This is a genomic window from Bacillus cereus group sp. MYBK220-1 (assembly GCF_051916445.1).
Taxonomy (GTDB): Bacteria; Bacillota; Bacilli; order Bacillales; family Bacillaceae_G; genus Bacillus_A; species Bacillus_A cereus.
This window is the reverse complement of the sequence record NZ_JBQAGQ010000003.1, coordinates 657855-675460: the sequence shown is the minus strand read 5'-3', so window position 1 is coordinate 675460 and position 17606 is coordinate 657855. Positions and strand designations below refer to the sequence as shown.

Below are 17606 nucleotides of genomic sequence, written 5' to 3'. Positions count from 1 at the left end.
TAAGGGTGATCTTTTTATACTTCCATAATAATCGGTAAAATCATAGGTTTTCTCTTTGTCTCTTCGTACAAGAACTGTCCTAATAATTCACGAATATTTTGTTTTAACATTGACCATTCAATTGAATATTCTTTAATTGACTGCTCAACAATCATACGTACAATCTCTGTAGATCGTTCAATTAACGCTTCTGATTCACGAACATATACGAAACCACGTGAAATGATTTCTGGACCAGAGATAATTTTCTTTTCATCTTTACCAAGTGTTACAACAACTACTAGTATTCCATCTTGAGATAACATCTTTCTATCTCGAAGAACGATATTACCAACGTCACCTACACCTAATCCATCAATTAAAACATTACCAGCTTGTACTTTACCGACTAAGTTCGCTTCATCGTCACCAAAAGCAATTACATCGCCTTTTTCTACGATAAAGATATTTTCTCTTGTAATACCTACATCTTCAGCTAAATATGCATGTGCTTTTTGCATACGGAACTCACCATGTACGGGTACAAAGTACTTTGGTTTCATTAAATTTAACATTAATTTTAATTCTTCTTGGCTACCGTGACCTGACACGTGAACTTTTCGTTCGCCGTAATAAACAACTTCAGCTCCAGCTCTAAATAACAAATCAATAATTTTTGATACAGATATTTCATTACCCGGAATTGGTGAAGCAGCAATGATAACAGTATCACCTTTACGAATTGAAATTTGTTTATGTGCTTGTTTTGCCATTCTAGATAGAGCAGCCATCGGTTCACCTTGACTACCTGTCGTTAAAATAGCTACCTTTTTCTCTGGGAAGTTGTCTACTTCTTGTAATGAAATAACCATACCTTCTGGAACATCTAAATAACCAAGACGTCTTGCAATGTCTACTACTTTCACCATACTACGTCCTACTACCGCTACTTTTCGCCCTGTTTCAGCAGCTGCATCAAATACTTGTTGAATACGATGTACATTCGATGCAAATGAAGCAACGATAATACGACCTTCTGCACCGTAGAACACTTTAGAGATTTCTACACCAACTTCTTTTTCTGAACCTGTATAGCCTGGGCGCTCTGCGTTTGTACTATCAGATAATAAGCAAAGTACGCCTTCATTTCCGATTTGCGCCATTTTCCCAAGGTCTGCTCCACTATTTCCAATTGGAGTTTGATCGAATTTAAAGTCTCCCGTATATACGACTGCACCTTTTGATGTATGGAAACAAACGCCAACAGAATCCGGAATACTATGTGTCGTTCCGAAGAATGACACCGTTGTAGTGTTAAATTCTACTGTTGAATTTGAATCGATTGTTTTTAGGTCTACACGGCCTAACATGCCCGCTTCACCAAGTTTTTCTTGTATAAGTCCTACTGTTAATTTCGTTGCATAGACTGGAATAGATAATTTACGAAGTACATACACAATTCCACCAATATGATCTTCATGACCGTGAGTAATAAATAAACCTTTTACTCGCTCTTGATTTTCCACTAAATATGTAATATCAGGAATAACGATATCAATTCCAAACATTTCATCTCCCGGGAACATTAACCCTGCATCTACGATAAAGATTTCAGAATCAATTTCAACACAGTACATATTTTTCCCGATTTCACCTACTCCACCAAGAGCAAATACTTTAACAGACTCATTCTCTTTTCTCTTCATGTTGTTGCCTGGTTTAAAAATCTTGCAAACACTGATTTCACTAAAATTGCAGAGACACCAGGGGAAACTCTACAACCACCATATTTTCACCGTCCAAGACGAATGTCCTTACCGTTATGCGATATCATGTCCTTGTTTATTTTTTAAACCAGGTTTCACCTCTCTTTCATTATATAAATCAAATATCTTATTCGATATGATATGAAAATTTAATTAAATTATAATTTTTCCCAATTTTGCTAAGCATACCCGTACTAAGCTACTTAGCCATATTATACCTGATACAAGAAATAGAACACAAGTTAAATCGTGCGAAAGAAAGAGTAAAGGAACGGAATGACAACAAAAGTATCGAACGTATTTCCTTTATATTTACTCCGATTTTATACTCCATATTATTTTTAAGAACTAGCCATACATACGCTAAATTCATTTCATAATAGGAAGTTTCAAGATTTATTTTTCTAGAATCCAACAAAAACACTTACAAAATGGAGTTTTTTTATGAATTACGTCACATTTGAGGGGATTTCTCTAAAAACAGACACCGTAGTTTATTACGTTTATGCCATAATATCTATCATTTTTTGACTCAGTTAAAGGGGTACGATTATTTTCTTATACACATAATGAAGAAGCGATTAATATTCTTATAAGAACACATATAAGTGAGAAAAAGAGGAAAAGATTTGCATATAATAAAAAATGACCTAGTTCTACACTAGGTCATTTTTTATTAACGAGGGATAGATTGCATTACAGATTGTAACGTTACTCTTTCTTCTTCTGTTAATGGAAGAAGTGGTAAACGTACAGAACCTACATCTAATCCAACCATTTGTAACGCTGTTTTTACTGGAGTTGGACTTGGCGCCATAAATAATGAATCAGTTACTCTTACAAGTAATTGATGTAATTTTTGTGCCTTCTTAAATTCTCCTGCTTGAAATGCTGTAATCATTTCTTGCATTTCGTTTCCGATAACATGAGAGGCTACCGAAACGATACCTTTCGCTCCAACTGCCATAGCTGGTAACGTTAAACCGTCATCACCGCTGTATACCGCAAAGTCGTCCGCTGTTTTTTCAATGATTTCTGTCATTGTTAACACATCGCCGCCGGCATCTTTAATAGCAACAATGTTTTCTATTTCTGATAAACGAACAACTGTATCAACGGAGATTTGTACAATAGATCGTCCTGGAACGTTATATAGCATAACCGGAAGCGGCGTGCTTTCAGCAATTGCTTTAAAATGCTGATACATTCCTTCTTGACTCGGTTTGTTATAATACGGTGCTACTAGCATTACTGCATCCACACCAACTTCTGTTGCCTTTTTAGTTAAGTCAATAGAAGCATGCGTATTATTGCTACCTGTTCCAGCGATTACGGGCACTCTTTTATCGACAACAGATACGACATGGCGATATAACGCTACTTTCTCTTCTGAAGTTAATGTAGGAGATTCTCCTGTCGTTCCTCCTACCACGATTGCTGTTGTACCGTTATCAATTAAATAATTTACCAATTTCGTTGTCTTTGCAAAATCGATATTCCCGTTTATATCAAACGGTGTTACCATCGCGGTTGCAATTGTCCCAAAATCTATCATGGTCTCACTCCTTATTGTTCCAGTTGCTTTTCTTTTGAAAGCTCAAACGCACTATGTAATGCATTTACAGCCTCCACTAAATCAGTTTCTTTTACAAGAACCCAAATTGTTGTATGACTATCTGCCGATTGCAGGATTTGAATACCTTTTTCCGCTAAAGCTGTAACGATTTTCGCAGTAACCCCTGGGTATCCTGCCATTCCAGCCCCAACGATAGATACTTTCGCACAATGTTCTGTCACAATTGGCTCATATCCAAGGTTCTGTAATAATTTAACTGCATGACTTGATACATTATCACTCACCGTATATGCTACGCCAGTAGGTGAAATATTAATTAAATCAACACTTATTCCTTCGTTCGCCATCTCTTTAAACACATGTTGTTGCAAATCATATGCCGTTTCTTTTGCAAGCACTTTAATTTGCGTTACGTTTGATACGTGGGCAATGCCTGTAACAGGACGTTCTTCTACATCACGACCTCTTGTAGCACCGTCATATGCTGAAATAAGCGTACCTTCACTATCAGAATACGTAGAACGTACACGAAGTGGCACTTTTGCATGCATCGCAATTTCAACTGCACGTGGATGAACGACTTTCGCACCTTGATAAGCCATGTTACAAATTTCGTTATACGTTACAGTTTGAAGATGACGTGCATCTTTTACAATACGAGGATCCGCAGTCATAACACCTTCTACATCAGTGAATATATCGATGTATTCAGCATGAAGTGCAACACCTAATGCTGAAGCTGAAGTATCACTACCTCCGCGTCCAAGTGTTGTCGTATCACCTTTTTTCGTTTGTCCCTGGAATCCTGTAACGACGATTACATCTACATTTTCTAACTCTTCATGTATACGATCGCAATTCATTTCAATAATCTTTGCATTCGTAAAGTCATCATTCGTTACAAAACCAGCTTGTGCACCATTTAATGCTGCTGCTTTTATACCGTTCTCATTCAACATATTAGAGAAAACAATTGCAGAGATTAACTCTCCACACGATAATAATAAATCTTGCTCACGCTTAGAAATAGTAGATTCCTCTTGATTTACAAGACTTAATAACGTATCCGTTGCATATGGTTCACCTTTACGGCCCATAGCAGATACGACAGTAACTACTTTATAACCAGCAGCTAATGATTTTTTTATATGATGAAGCGCATGCTTACGTCCATTGTCATCACGTACTGATGTGCCACCAAATTTTTGAACAATTATTTTCATATTTTGCACCTTCTCTTAGCCGTTTACACTAATTGTAATTTTACTAAGCGCTCTGCAATTTGAACAGAATTCCATGCAGCGCCTTTTAATAAGTTATCAGATACGACCCAAAGATGGAATCCTTTATCGTTATTTAAATCTTTACGGATTCTTCCAACGAATACTTCGTTTTTACCTACTGCAGTAGCTGGCATTGGATATAACTGCTCTTCTGGATTATCTTGTAGAACAATACCTTCCGCATTTGCAAGTAAGCTCTTTAATTCTGCTACTGTTACGCCTTCTTTTTCTACTTCGATGTAAACAGACTCAGAGTGTCCTGATACAACTGGTAAACGTACACATGTTGCCGCTACTTCTAATTCAGGCATATGCATAATTTTTTTCGTTTCGTTAATCATTTTCATTTCTTCAAACGTAAATCCATTATCTTGGAATTTATCAATCTGTGGAATCGCATTAAAAGCAATTGGGAAATGCTTCTTATCACCTGATACAGGAAGAACATTTGCCTTAACTTCTTCGCCATTTAAGATTGCTTGTGATTGTTCATGCAGTTCTTCAATAGCTGCCGCACCAGCACCTGATACAGCTTGATATGTGGAAACGATTACTCGTTTTAAACCATATTGCTGACGAACTGGCTCAAGAGCTACTACCATTTGAATTGTAGAACAGTTTGGATTTGCAATAATACCATTATGTTCTTTTAAGTCGTTTTCATTTACTTCAGGTACAACAAGTGGCACGTTTTCTGTCATACGGAATGCACTTGTATTATCAACAACAATCGCACCGCGTTTTGCTGCTTCTGGCGCTAATTGTTTCGATACAGATCCACCAGCACTAAATAGTGCAATATCTACTCCTTCAAAGCTTTCAGGAGTTGCCTCTTGAACTGTAAATTCTTCGCCTTTAAATACAAGTTTCTTACCTGCAGATCGTTTAGATGAAAGTAACGTTAATTTCCCGATTGGAAATTCTCGTTTCTCTAAAGTATTTAACATTTGTTCACCAACTGCGCCGGTTGCTCCAACTACAGCGACATGAAAAGTTTTTTGCTTTTCCATCACTATGCCCCTTTCTAGATACCAATCCTTCTATAACTTAGAATCAGAAGGAGTATACAATACCCCTTCTAATCTTAATAACGTTAATTTTATCATATTCTACAGTAAGAATGATGGTTTCATCAAAAATTGTCCGTTTTTTTTCGTTTTTTAATTCATATATCTGAATTTTTCTACGACCACCGGTTGCAATTGCTTTCCTTGCAGCGCTTCTAATACTGTATCTTCCAGTAACTCCATACGAGCTACCATTGAGTTCGGTTTTTTCTCTGGCGCATCTTGACCGAATGGGACGAAGTAGATGTTTTTTGTTGCCATTAGGCGCATGAGATTTACCCCATTTAACCCTAAAGCATCATTCGTCGAAACCGCCAATACGACAGGCTTGCCATTTCTTAGCGTCGCTTTTGCTGCCATTAGTACTGGAGAATCTGTCATTGCATTTGCAAATTTACTCATAGAATTTCCTGTTAAAGGAGCGATTACCATGCAGTCTAATGGAATTTTAGGTCCAAGTGGCTCTGCTCCAACAATTGAATTAATTGCTTTAAAACCTGTTATTTCTTCAATCTTCTTAATCCACTCTGCTCCTTCTCCAAATCTAGTATTTGTTGATTGAACAGTGTATGAAACAACAGGACGTACTTCTGCTCCTTCAGCAATTAATTTTTCTAAGTGCGGCATAACTTCCTCATACGTACAATGTGAACCTGTAAATCCGAAACCAATTCGTTTCCCCTTCAAACTCATTTCTTTTCCTCCTCCTTTGCGATTGCATCTGCTGCTAATAACTGAGAAAGAACATTTGCTAAAATTTGCCCAGCCGTTTTTGGGGCAACAATACCTGGTAATCCAGGTGCTAGCAATGCTTTGACTCCTCTTTTTTCTGCATATCTAAAGTCGGTACCGCCTGGTTTAGAAGCTAAATCAATCACTAACGTATGAGCTGGCATTTTTGCAATAACATTCGCTGTTACAACGAGGTGCGGAATCGTATTAATTACAATATCGATATTTCCTACTTCTTTCTCTATGTCTTGCATATGAAAAGGAGAAAACATCATTTCTGTAATACGTGCAATATGTTCAGATCGTCTTGCTCCAACTTTGACATGGGCTCCTAATGATTGAAATGCTCTCGCAACACTCATTCCTGTTCTACCAAATCCTAGAACCATTACATTGGACCCATGAATTGTATAGTCGGTATGTTGAATTACCATCATTAATGTACCTTCTACCGTTGGAATAGAATTGTATATTGCTACATCATCACGATCAAATAATTTAACAAGTTTTCGGTTCGTAGTAGATACGAGATTTTCCAAGTAAGGTGTACCAATACCTGAATATATAGTAAAGTGTTCTGGTGTATTTTCAATTTGTTCTTTCGTTATTGAAACTTTTTCATTTGAAAAAATAGTATCTACTTCTCCTTTGGCATTTGTACCGGCAACCGGCAAAATAATTGCGTCTACAGAAGTGAAATCTAAATTTTGTATACTTTCTTTTGCTGCCCCTGTGAAACCATGATCTAACTGATCAAAACCTATCAAAGAAAGTTTCGCATCCAATTCAACTAGCTTACGAATTACTTCTAGCTGCCTTGCATCTCCTCCTATGACAGCAATATGCATCTCAGTCAACATTCCCTAATTCACCTTCTTTTTCTGTCATTTATAAGAAAAGTGCCTACTTTTTCTTTTTCCTCCACATCATATGTAATGTACGAGTTTATGGTGATTGAAAATCCAAATGCACATATGATTTATCAGGTTTCTATGTAGATACAAAAAAAGATGACCAAAATGGCCATCCTTCACTCCGAATTTGAACGATCTATACTATCACAAAGAAGCATATCGTGTCCGACTTTCTTTATTTGACTCCATGCCACCCTTACTTCTTGTGGTTCCTTTTTAAAACCTCCCCACTTCCCTACAGGTATTATAAGTGTTTGTATTTGCCCGTCTTTCTCATTAATCTCTAAATCCATATAACCTAAGACTCCCATTTTTTCCGCTTTTTCTATATCTACAACCTCTTTACCACTTAATTCACTTAATCGCATACACACTCCACTCCCCTAATGAATTTTTCATTTGCATTGTCTATAATTAGTACCTATTCTATATGTATAAAAAAAATAACCTTCTCTCATTTAAAAAGAGAGAAGGTTATTTTTTTTACATCGTAAAAATTGATTATAGTTTTATTCCTTTTGGAAGTTTTCCGTCTGGACTAATAAGTGCTGCAGAGAACTCGTCAGTAAACATATTGCGAATTAATCCGTCCACATTTTCTTTTGTTACAGTGTTTACACTTTCAATAATCTCATCAAGTGAACGATGTTTACGAAGAAGCAATTCATTTTTACCGTTACGGCTCATACGGCTATTTGTACTTTCTAAACTTAACATTAAGTTTCCTTTTAATTGCTCTTTACTATTCATAAGCTCTTTTTCTGTAATACCTGTATTTTTCAATGTCTCTAATGTTTCTTGCATTGTTTCATACAATGTATCTAATTGTTGGCTACCTGTTCCACCGTAAAGTGTTAACATGCCTGTATCTTCATAAGAAGAGTGGTAAGAAAATACTGAGTAAGCTAATCCACGTTGCTCACGTACTTCTTGGAATAAACGGCTACTCATGCTACCGCCTAAAACATTATTTAATACAATTAAGTTATAAATATCTTCGTGTCCCATTTGTAAGCCTTTATATCCTAGACATAAATGAGCTTGTTCCGTTTCTTTTTTACGGGCTACCTTATTGAAATGGAAAATTGGGCTATGTACTTGTTCACGGTTTGTTGTTCCTTCATAACTACCGAAATATTGCTCCACTGTTTGTAAAAATGCTTCATCAATATTTCCTGCGATTGATACAACTACATTTTCAGGTGTATAATGATCTTTTATATATTGACGTAACGTATCACCTGTAAACGTATTAAGCGTTTCTTCTGTTCCTAAAATAGGATATCCAAGTGGATGCGTTTCATATGTTGCTTTCGTTAACATATCATGCACAATATCATCTGGAGCATCTTCGTACATTTTAATTTCTTCACATACGACATTCTTCTCTTTTTTCAGTTCTTCCTCATCAAATGTTGAATTAAAGAACATATCTGCTAAAACATCTAAAGCATATTTAGCATGCTCATCTAATACTTTTGCATAGTAACATGTATATTCTTTTGAAGTAAATGCATTCACTTGACCACCAATGCTATCAAATGATTCTGCAATCTCTCGTGCACTACGTGTTTCTGTCCCTTTAAAGAACATATGCTCTAAAAAGTGAGAAATCCCATTATTTTTTTCATTTTCATTTCTTGATCCCGCATGGATCCAAATACCAATTGCAACCGATCTTACAGTTGGTATATTCTCCATAACTATTCTTACACCATTTTTACAAGTATATTTTTTAATCAAAAACTTTCCTCCTACTGCCAGTTTCTCTAAATAAAACGCTATTATTTAATGATAACAAGTTTAAGGATGAATGTCATGCAAATGTATTTAATCCACACGTTTTTCATCCAGTAATTCAGTTATATTCCCCACTTTATATCCTTGTTCCTTCAATTTTGTAATCATTATATCTAAAGCCTCTGCTGTAGACGAAGTAGGATGCATTAATATGATAGCACCTGGATGTATTTTTCTCATTACTCTCTGCAATAGTACATCCGGCTCAGGTCGCTTCCAATCAATCGTATCTACAGTCCACATAATCGTTCCCATTTGAAAATCATCTGCAATCTTTACGACTTCATCTCGAAAACTTCCACTCGGCGGGGCAAACCATCTTACTTTTTGATTCGTTACTACTTCTATCATTCGATTTGTTTTTTGTAACTGCTCTCGTATTTCATCAGACGATAACGTTTTCATATTTGGATGTGTGTATGAGTGATTTCCAACTTCTTGTTTTGCATCGACAATCATTTTTGCAAATCGCAAATTTTCTTTCACCCAACGTCCTTCTAAAAAGAAAGTGGCCTTCACATCATGCTTTTTCAATATCTCTAATATGCGAGGCAAATACTCATTTCCCCATGCCACATTTATTGTTAATCCTACCATCTTTTTATTTGGATGCCCTCTATAAATTGGAGCTGGTGATAAATCTTCTAAATGAACACTCGGTGAGACTTCTTTGAATTCAAGATATTTTTGATCAAATTCCTTTAGCTTCTTCATATTATTATACGATGCTTCAATATCCACTTGTCTTCCATTATATCCAGGTGTTGCCTTCCATATTTTATCAATCATCGCATTTTGAGGTGCAATCTCATACTGTTTTGCATGCTTTTGAATTTCTTCATGCAAGTTATCTTGCGCAAAAACAGAATAAGAGCCTAAACTGACATATAAAGAAAATATACATATGTATGCCAATATACGAACTTTCATATAAACCCTCCCAAATTAACTATATAAAAACATTTTCTTCTTATCTTTGTTAATTTGAGCGTTATAATGAAAACTATACCTATACCGACATAAAAATATATTGAACATCATGTTTTTTACATAACAAAAAAAGCCAGTTAAACTGGCTTTTACTTATTGCTGCTCTTGTTTGTTTTCTTCTTTAGCAGCTTCTTTTTCTTGCTCTTCTTTTAGCAATACTTTTCTAGATAGATTTACGCGACCTTGCTTGTCAATCTCGATAACTTTAACCGTAATTACGTCACCGATTTTTACAACGTCTTCTACTTTACCTACACGCTCAAGTGCAAGTTCAGAAATGTGAACTAATCCATCTTTACCGCTGAATAATTCAACGAAAGCACCGAATTTCTCAACACGTTTCACTTTTCCTTCGTAGATTTCACCTACTTGTACTTCGCGAACGATATCTTCGATAATTTTCTTAGCTTTGTCGTTCATTTCTTGGTTTATTGAAGAAATGAATACTGTGCCATCTTGCTCGATGTCAATTTTAACGCCAGTTTCTTCAATAATTTTATTGATTTGTTTACCGCTCGGTCCGATAACGTCACGGATTTTATCTGGATTAATTGTCATTGTAATAATCTTTGGAGCGTACGCTGATAATTCAGTGCGTGGCTCTGGAATAACAGATAACATATGATTTAGAATGTGCACACGACCAACTTTCGCTTGTTGTAATGCCTCTTCTAAAATTTCACGAGATAGACCATCGATTTTAATGTCCATTTGTAGTGCAGTTACACCTTGTGCTGTACCTGCTACTTTAAAGTCCATATCACCTAAATGATCTTCCATACCTTGAATATCAGATAAAATTGTGTAATGCTCACCAGTTTTAACTAGACCCATTGCAATACCTGCAACTGGAGCTTTAAGTGGAACACCAGCATCCATCATTGCTAAAGTACTACCACAAATACTTGCTTGTGAAGTAGAACCATTTGATTCTAAAACTTCAGATACAAGACGTACTGTGTATGGGAAATCTTTTTCAGATGGAATTACAGGCTCAAGTGCGCGTTCTCCTAGTGCACCGTGACCGATTTCACGACGACCTGGTCCACGCATTGGTCTTGTTTCACCAACACTAAATGATGGGAAATTGTAATGGTGCATAAAACGTTTTGATTCTTCTACGCCAAGACCATCTAAAATTTGCACATCGCCTAATGCACCTAATGTACAAATACTTAATGCTTGTGTTTGTCCACGAGTGAACAAACCAGAACCGTGTGTACGAGATAAAATACCAACCTCTGATGCTAATGGACGGATTTCGTCACCTTTACGGCCATCTGGACGGATTTTTTCAACTGTAATAAGACGACGTACTTCTTCTTTTACAATTTTATATAAAATCTCATTTACTTGTCCTAATGTATCAGCGTCAGCTTCCTGCGCTTCGTAATGCTCAATAACACGCTTTTTCACTTCGTTAATTGCATCTTCACGTGCATGTTTCTCATGTACTTGAATTGCTGAATGCATATCTTCTTCAGCCATTTCACGTACAGCTTGGTTAAGATCAGCGTCAACTTCATAAAGTTTCACTTCTGATTTCTCTTTACCTACAGCTTGTACAATCTCTTCTTGGAATGCAATTAGACGTTTAATTTCGTCATGACCAAACATAATTGCTTCTAACATTGTTTCTTCAGGTACTTGATCTGCTCCTGCTTCAACCATGTTAATCGCATCTTTCGTACCAGCTACAACTAAGTGGATATCACTTTGTTCTTGCTGTTCTACTGTTGGGTTAATAACGAATTCGCCATTAATACGGCCAACTGTCGCACCAGCGATTGGACCTTCAAATGGAATATCTGAAATCGATAACGCTAATGAAGAACCAAGCATAGCTGCCATTTCAGAAGAACAATCTTGATCAACACTCATTACAATGCTGACAACTTGTACTTCGTTACGGAAGCCATCTGCGAATAGCGGACGAATTGGACGGTCGATTAAACGACTTGCCAAAATTGCTTTTTCACTTGGACGACCTTCACGCTTAATAAAACCGCCAGGAATTTTTCCGACTGCATATAAACGCTCTTCATAGTTTACTGTAAGTGGGAAGAAATCTACATTTTTTGCTTCTTTTGATGCAGTTGCTGTAGATAGAACCGCTGTATCGCCATATCTTACTAATACTGCTCCGTTCGCTTGTTTTGCAAGCTGACCAGTTTCAACTGTTAGCTGGCGACCAGCTAAATCTATCGAGAAGACTTGCTTTTCTTGACTCATTTAAGTACCCCTCTCAATTTAAAGTATTCAATTCTTCTATGTAAATGGATAGTATATCACAATATTCTACCTCTAGTATTGCCTAAAATTAAGTAAGCTATAAAGCGTAGAAGATATATTTTTACCTAACAAAAAAGCGGGAATATTCCCGCTTCTTTGACTATCGACGTAAGCCAAGCTTTGTGATTAATTCACGGTAACGTGTGATATCGCTATTACGAAGGTAAGTTAGTAAGTTACGACGTTTACCAACCATCTTTAATAGACCACGACGTGAATGATGATCTTTCTTGTGAGTACGTAAGTGCTCGTTTAGAGTGTTAATTTGCTCCGTTAGGACAGCAATTTGAACCTCTGGAGAACCAGTATCAGTCTCATGAGTTCTAAATTGTGCAATGATTTCATTTTTACGTTCTTGTGTTAAAGCCATCCTATTTCACCTCCTATTAATTAAACCCCCAATTACCTAGCAAGCGTCGGTGAGTCGCAATGCCAAGCAATGGTTGTCATAAAGTACATAACATAGAATACTACTTTTCATTTGAAAAAGCAAGTATATTCTTTTCGCTCATAAAATATTCTTGTGCTGTTTTCTTATCTTTTGCGATTTGTTCAACTAACTCATCAATACCGTTGAATTTCTTTTCTGCTCTTATACGCATATGCCACTCTACTGTAACATTTTGATCGTATATATCTTTGTTAAATTCAAATAAGTGCACTTCAATTGATAATTGACGCTCATCTTCTTTAAAAGTCGGTTTATATCCAATATTACATACACCATCGTACCATTCATCGTGAACTTTTAATCTCACTGCATAAACACCTACAGGTGGCAATAAATACTCATCACTTAAACCTACATTAGCTGTTGGAAAACCAATTTGACGCCCACGTTTGTCGCCGTGTATAACTGTTCCCGCTACAGTATAGGCTCTACCTAAAATAGATGGAATTTGCTCCATTTCGCCATTTCGAATTAACTTTCGTAATGCTGTAGAACTTACTTTCTCTTCTTGAAATTCAACTTTTTCAATCACAGTCTGTGTAAACTCCCCTCTTGCATGAAATGGTAAAGTCTCCATCTTTCCTTTTCCTAAACGTCCATATGAATAATCAAACCCTGCTACTACATGCTTTACATTTAAACCAATAATATAATCATCTACAAATTGTTGCGGTAATAACCCTGCAAATGATTCATCAAATTTAATCACATATAATATATCGATTCCTAAGCTTTCGACTATTTTTTCTTTATCGCGCATTGGTGTAATATACTCCACATGCGCATCCTTTTTCCCTAAAACAACAGATGGATGAGGATGAAATGTCATAACTGCACTTTTATATCCTCGTTCGTCCGCTATTTTTTTCGCAGTTCGAATTACACATTGATGTCCTAAATGAATGCCATCAAAAAATCCTAATGCCATTACAGTAGGTGGTAATTCTAATTTATTTTGTTCATGTGGATGAGTTAAATGAATAAGTTTCACGCTTGAATTCACCTTTTTCTGTAATAATCCTTCCAATAATTCATTATAGCTTTAGTTCTTGATTATTCACAAGTACTTTCATCGGCTTTAACATGCCAGGATGTTTCGGATGATGTTCATAAATTGCTAAGCAACGATCATTTTTATCAAACACTGTAATAAATGGTGCTGTTATTTCTAATTCATTCTTTAAGAACATACCATTCTTTATTTTCTCTGCTTGCTTTTCATCTACAACCATTTTTGGAAACTTACTTAATGCTTCATCAATTGAAATGAAGATAGACTCTACTGTTCCATTTTGCACGTTTTCTTCAATTTCTTCAAATGATATGCAATCTTCTAATAAAAATTCACCAGATGCCGTTCTTACAAGGTGAGACATATGTGATGGGAAACCAAGTTTCTCCCCGATCATTACAGCTAATGTTCTTACATATGTTCCTTTACTACACGTTACACGGAAACGGAATGAAATATTTTCACCTTCAAAAACTTCACGATCATCAAGTAATACGAATTCATGAATTGTAATTGTACGAACTGGACGTTCCACCTCTTGTCCTGCTCTTGCATATTCATATAATTTTTTCCCGTTTACTTTTACAGCCGAGAACATTGGTGGCATTTGTTCAATCGTGCCTGTTAATTCCGCAAGGGCTTTCTCTACTTCCATACGAGTAATAGTACGATCTACATTTTTCGTTTCAACAACCTCACCAGAAGCGTCTTCAGTTGTCGTCGAAAACCCTAATGTTACTTCACCTTCATATGTTTTCGTTTCACTTGTTAAAAATTGTGCAATTTTCGTTGCTCGTCCCACACAAATAGGTAATACTCCTGTTACATCTGGATCTAATGTTCCCGTATGACCAATTCTCTTTTCTCGCAATATCTTTCTTAATTTAAATACACAATCATGTGATGTCATGCCTTTTGGCTTATGTAATAATACTACACCTTCCATATATGTTCACCTCATCATAATTCTTTCGTATTAAATATCCAAAACTTATTTTGCATTGAAAAAATGGATAGACAAATGTCTATCCATTATTCTTCACGTTTACCGTCTTTATTAATTTCATGTAAAAGTGTATCAATTCGATGACCATATCCGATAGACTCATCAAACTCAAAGGTAATTTCCGGTGTTTTACGAAGACGAATACGTTGGCCAATTTCTGAACGAATAAAGCCTTTTGCCTTCGCTAAACCTTTTAAAGTATTTTCTTTCTGTTCTTCGTCACCTAAAACAGAAATATATACTTTAGCAATTTGTAAATCACCACTCACTTGTACATCTGTTACTGTAACAAATCCAATACGTGGGTCTTTAATTTTACGACTGATAATATCGCCTAATTCTTTTTTCATTTGCTCGCCCACACGGTTCGCACGTAATTTCATAACTCTTCACCTCATTCAATACCATTCCAAATGTGTTATTGTACGTTCAATTTCAGGAAATGAATCGATGTACTCAAGTACACGATTCATTTCTTTTTCACAGATAACACGATTTGAGGATACGGAAACAATTGCAATTTCTGTACGTTGCCATACATCTTGATGCCCAACTTCAGAAACAGCTACATTATAGCGCTGTTTCACACGAGTTAACACACGTTGTAAAATTGCACGTTTCTCTTTTAAAGAATGCACATCGTAAATCATACACTCGAATGAGAGTGAAGCGATAATCATCGCTTCACTTCTTCCATAATGTACGCTTCAATGATGTCCCCTTCTTTAAGATCATTATATCTCTCAATTGTAATACCACACTCATAGTTTTGTGCAACTTCTTTTACGTCGTCTTTGAAACGTTTTAACGTATCAAGTTGTCCTTCGAAAATTACTACGCCGTCACGGATAATACGTACGCCACTATCACGCGTAATTTTACCGTCTGTTACGTAACAACCTGCGATTGTTCCAACTTTTGTTACTTTAAACGTTTGACGAACTTCTGCTTGACCGATTACTTTTTCTTCGAATTCTGGATCAAGCATACCTTGCATCGCTGCTTCAATCTCTTCGATTACTTTATAAATAATACGGTGTAAACGAATATCAACGTTCTCTAATTCAGCTGTACGCTTCGCGTTCACATCTGGACGTACGTTAAATCCAATTACAATTGCATTAGATGCAGAAGCTAAAATGATATCAGATTCTGTAATCGCACCTACACCAGTGTGAATGATTTTAACTTTTACACCTTCAACATCAATTTTACGAAGTGATGCTGCCATCGCTTCAACAGAACCTTGTACGTCTGCTTTTACGATTAAGTTAATTTCTTTTACATCGCCCTCTTGGATTTGTTGGAATAAATCTTCAAGGCTTAATTTAGATTTCTCACCACGTTGTGCAACTAAAGCTTCTTGTGCACGTGATTCACCAATTTGACGAGCTTTCTTCTCATCAGCGAATGCCATGAAACGATCTCCAGCCTGTGGTACTTCGTTTAAACCAGTAATTTCAACAGGAGTTGATGGACCAGCAACTTTTACACGACGACCAATATCACTTACCATTGCACGAACACGTCCGAATGAAGTTCCAACAACGATTGGATCTCCAACTCGAAGCGTACCGTTTTGAACAAGTAATGTCGCGATAGTTCCTTTACCTTTATCAAGCTGTGCTTCGATTACTGTACCAGTTGCATAGCGGTTTGGATTTGCTTTATATTCTTCTACTTCACTTACAAGAAGGATCATTTCTAGTAAGTTGTCAATGCCTTCGCCTTGAATTGCAGAAATTGGTACGAAAATAGTATCTCCGCCCCAAGCTTCTGGAACTAATTCATATTCTGTTAGTTCTTGCATTACGCGATCAGGGTTTGCAGCTGGTTTATCCATTTTATTCACAGCAACAATAATTGGTACTCCTGCTGCCTTCGCATGGTTAATTGCTTCAACCGTTTGTGGCATAACACCGTCATCCGCTGCAACAACAAGGATTGTAATATCCGTTACTTGTGCACCACGAGCACGCATCGTTGTAAATGCTGCGTGACCAGGTGTATCTAAGAATGTAATCTTCTTATCGTTTACTTCAACTTGATATGCACCGATATGCTGAGTAATTCCACCCGCTTCGCCTGCAGTTACTTTTGAGTTACGAATAGAATCCAGTAATGTTGTTTTACCGTGGTCAACGTGTCCCATGATTGTAACTACAGCTGGACGTTCTTTTAAGTTCTCTTCATCATCTTGCTCATCAATGAATGTTTCAAACTCAGTCTCGCTCACAATTACTTCTTCTTCTACTTCAATACCGTAGTCGTTAGCAATTAACTCAATTGTATCTTTATCCAAGTCTTGGTTAATTGTTGCCATAATTCCAAGCATGAAGAGCTTCTTAATAATTTCAGATGGCTCTTTGCTTAATTTTTTAGCAAGATCTCCTACTGTAAGGCTTCCAGAGAAAGTAATTTTATCTGGTGTTTCTACAATTTGAGTTTGTTGTCTACCAGCAAAGTTCTCTTGACGTTTGTCTTCGTTCCCTTTGCCTTTTTTCTTTTTCTTATTGCTGTTCTTTTTACTGCGAACAACTTTTTCTTCTACTTCAAACTCATCTGCAACAGAAGGTTTTTCAGTTTGATATTCATTATCTAATTTATTTACTACTTCATCGTCTAACATTGTCATATGATTCGAAACCTCGATATTCATTTCTTTTAGTTTTGTCATAAGATCTTTACTTGAGATATTATGTTTTTTTGCATATTCATGCACTCGAATTTTACTCATA

General features: G+C 36.3%; 16 protein-coding genes. All 16 read right to left on the bottom strand.

Going from position 1 to position 17606, the window contains the following annotated elements:
- Positions 1 to 14 precede the first annotated feature (14 nt).
- Positions 15 to 1685 carry a ribonuclease J gene (locus ACTFRU_RS17250; protein WP_000823096.1) on the bottom strand — a complete coding sequence of 557 codons (1671 nt, stop codon included), beginning with the start codon at positions 1683 to 1685 and terminating at the stop codon, positions 15 to 17.
- Positions 1686 to 2421: 736 nt separating this feature from the next.
- Positions 2422 to 3300 (bottom strand): 4-hydroxy-tetrahydrodipicolinate synthase, encoded by an 879-nt coding sequence (gene dapA, locus ACTFRU_RS17245; protein ID WP_000564763.1) that lies wholly within the window; start codon positions 3298 to 3300, stop codon positions 2422 to 2424.
- 11 nt (positions 3301 to 3311) lie between these two features.
- Complete coding sequence (dapG, locus tag ACTFRU_RS17240; RefSeq protein WP_000692451.1) at positions 3312 to 4544, bottom strand: aspartate kinase; 1233 nt, start codon at positions 4542 to 4544, stop codon at positions 3312 to 3314.
- Positions 4545 to 4567: 23 nt separating this feature from the next.
- The gene (asd, locus tag ACTFRU_RS17235) at positions 4568 to 5614 is read right to left on the bottom strand and encodes an aspartate-semialdehyde dehydrogenase (protein ID WP_000414846.1); all 1047 of its coding nucleotides are present in this window, start codon (positions 5612 to 5614) and stop codon (positions 4568 to 4570) included.
- Between the two features lie 150 nt (positions 5615 to 5764).
- Entirely contained in the window at positions 5765 to 6364 is a 600-nt protein-coding gene (gene dpaB, locus ACTFRU_RS17230; protein ID WP_000053596.1) for a dipicolinate synthase subunit B, read from the bottom strand.
- Entirely contained in the window at positions 6361 to 7263 is a 903-nt protein-coding gene (gene dpaA, locus ACTFRU_RS17225) for a dipicolinic acid synthetase subunit A (RefSeq protein ID WP_000954735.1), read from the bottom strand. Before dpaA ends, dpaB begins: the two co-directional genes overlap by 4 nt.
- Before the next feature lie 170 nt (positions 7264 to 7433).
- Positions 7434 to 7685, bottom strand: coding sequence for a YlmC/YmxH family sporulation protein (locus tag ACTFRU_RS17220; protein ID WP_001239759.1), 252 nt, complete (start codon positions 7683 to 7685; stop codon positions 7434 to 7436).
- Between the two features lie 133 nt (positions 7686 to 7818).
- A complete protein-coding gene (locus ACTFRU_RS17215; protein ID WP_000592996.1) occupies positions 7819 to 9060 on the bottom strand; it encodes a M16 family metallopeptidase in 1242 nt (413 codons plus the stop codon).
- An 87-nt stretch (positions 9061 to 9147) separates the two neighbouring features.
- Positions 9148 to 10047: a polysaccharide deacetylase family protein gene (locus tag ACTFRU_RS17210; protein ID WP_000868224.1), complete on the bottom strand. Its 900-nt coding sequence runs from the start codon at positions 10045 to 10047 to the stop codon at positions 9148 to 9150.
- 153 nt (positions 10048 to 10200) lie between these two features.
- Complete coding sequence (pnp, locus tag ACTFRU_RS17205; protein WP_000076737.1) at positions 10201 to 12339, bottom strand: polyribonucleotide nucleotidyltransferase; 2139 nt, start codon at positions 12337 to 12339, stop codon at positions 10201 to 10203.
- 160 nt (positions 12340 to 12499) lie between these two features.
- The gene (gene rpsO / locus ACTFRU_RS17200) at positions 12500 to 12769 is read right to left on the bottom strand and encodes a 30S ribosomal protein S15 (RefSeq protein ID WP_001229392.1); all 270 of its coding nucleotides are present in this window, start codon (positions 12767 to 12769) and stop codon (positions 12500 to 12502) included.
- A gap of 100 nt (positions 12770 to 12869) precedes the next feature.
- Positions 12870 to 13841 carry a bifunctional riboflavin kinase/FAD synthetase gene (ribF, locus tag ACTFRU_RS17195; RefSeq protein ID WP_000766706.1) on the bottom strand — a complete coding sequence of 324 codons (972 nt, stop codon included), beginning with the start codon at positions 13839 to 13841 and terminating at the stop codon, positions 12870 to 12872.
- 43 nt (positions 13842 to 13884) lie between these two features.
- Positions 13885 to 14808: a tRNA pseudouridine(55) synthase TruB gene (truB, locus tag ACTFRU_RS17190; RefSeq protein ID WP_000399350.1), complete on the bottom strand. Its 924-nt coding sequence runs from the start codon at positions 14806 to 14808 to the stop codon at positions 13885 to 13887.
- Between the two features lie 86 nt (positions 14809 to 14894).
- Positions 14895 to 15251, bottom strand: coding sequence for a 30S ribosome-binding factor RbfA (rbfA, locus tag ACTFRU_RS17185; protein WP_000776437.1), 357 nt, complete (start codon positions 15249 to 15251; stop codon positions 14895 to 14897).
- Positions 15252 to 15266: 15 nt separating this feature from the next.
- A complete protein-coding gene (locus ACTFRU_RS17180; protein ID WP_000582363.1) occupies positions 15267 to 15548 on the bottom strand; it encodes a DUF503 domain-containing protein in 282 nt (93 codons plus the stop codon).
- Entirely contained in the window at positions 15545 to 17605 is a 2061-nt protein-coding gene (gene infB, locus ACTFRU_RS17175; RefSeq protein WP_000036343.1) for a translation initiation factor IF-2, read from the bottom strand. Before infB ends, ACTFRU_RS17180 begins: the two co-directional genes overlap by 4 nt.
- Position 17606: the final 1 nt, after the last annotated feature.

Excerpts from the sequence above, each read along its gene's own strand:
- ACTFRU_RS17250 (WP_000823096.1), bottom strand. The coding sequence starts at position 1,685 with ATGAAGAGAAAAGAGAATGAGTCTGTTAAAGTATTTGCTCTTGGTGGA.
- dapA (WP_000564763.1), bottom strand. The coding sequence starts at position 3,300 with ATGATAGATTTTGGGACAATTGCAACCGCGATGGTAACACCGTTTGAT.
- dapG (WP_000692451.1), bottom strand. The coding sequence starts at position 4,544 with ATGAAAATAATTGTTCAAAAATTTGGTGGCACATCAGTACGTGATGAC.
- asd (WP_000414846.1), bottom strand. The coding sequence starts at position 5,614 with ATGGAAAAGCAAAAAACTTTTCATGTCGCTGTAGTTGGAGCAACCGGC.
- dpaB (WP_000053596.1), bottom strand. The coding sequence starts at position 6,364 with ATGAGTTTGAAGGGGAAACGAATTGGTTTCGGATTTACAGGTTCACAT.
- dpaA (WP_000954735.1), bottom strand. The coding sequence starts at position 7,263 with ATGTTGACTGAGATGCATATTGCTGTCATAGGAGGAGATGCAAGGCAG.
- ACTFRU_RS17220 (WP_001239759.1), bottom strand. The coding sequence starts at position 7,685 with ATGCGATTAAGTGAATTAAGTGGTAAAGAGGTTGTAGATATAGAAAAA.
- ACTFRU_RS17210 (WP_000868224.1), bottom strand. The coding sequence starts at position 10,047 with ATGAAAGTTCGTATATTGGCATACATATGTATATTTTCTTTATATGTC.
- pnp (WP_000076737.1), bottom strand. The coding sequence starts at position 12,339 with ATGAGTCAAGAAAAGCAAGTCTTCTCGATAGATTTAGCTGGTCGCCAG.
- rpsO (WP_001229392.1), bottom strand. The coding sequence starts at position 12,769 with ATGGCTTTAACACAAGAACGTAAAAATGAAATCATTGCACAATTTAGA.
- truB (WP_000399350.1), bottom strand. The coding sequence starts at position 14,808 with ATGGAAGGTGTAGTATTATTACATAAGCCAAAAGGCATGACATCACAT.
- rbfA (WP_000776437.1), bottom strand. The coding sequence starts at position 15,251 with ATGAAATTACGTGCGAACCGTGTGGGCGAGCAAATGAAAAAAGAATTA.
- ACTFRU_RS17180 (WP_000582363.1), bottom strand. The coding sequence starts at position 15,548 with ATGATTATCGCTTCACTCTCATTCGAGTGTATGATTTACGATGTGCAT.
- infB (WP_000036343.1), bottom strand. The coding sequence starts at position 17,605 with ATGAGTAAAATTCGAGTGCATGAATATGCAAAAAAACATAATATCTCA.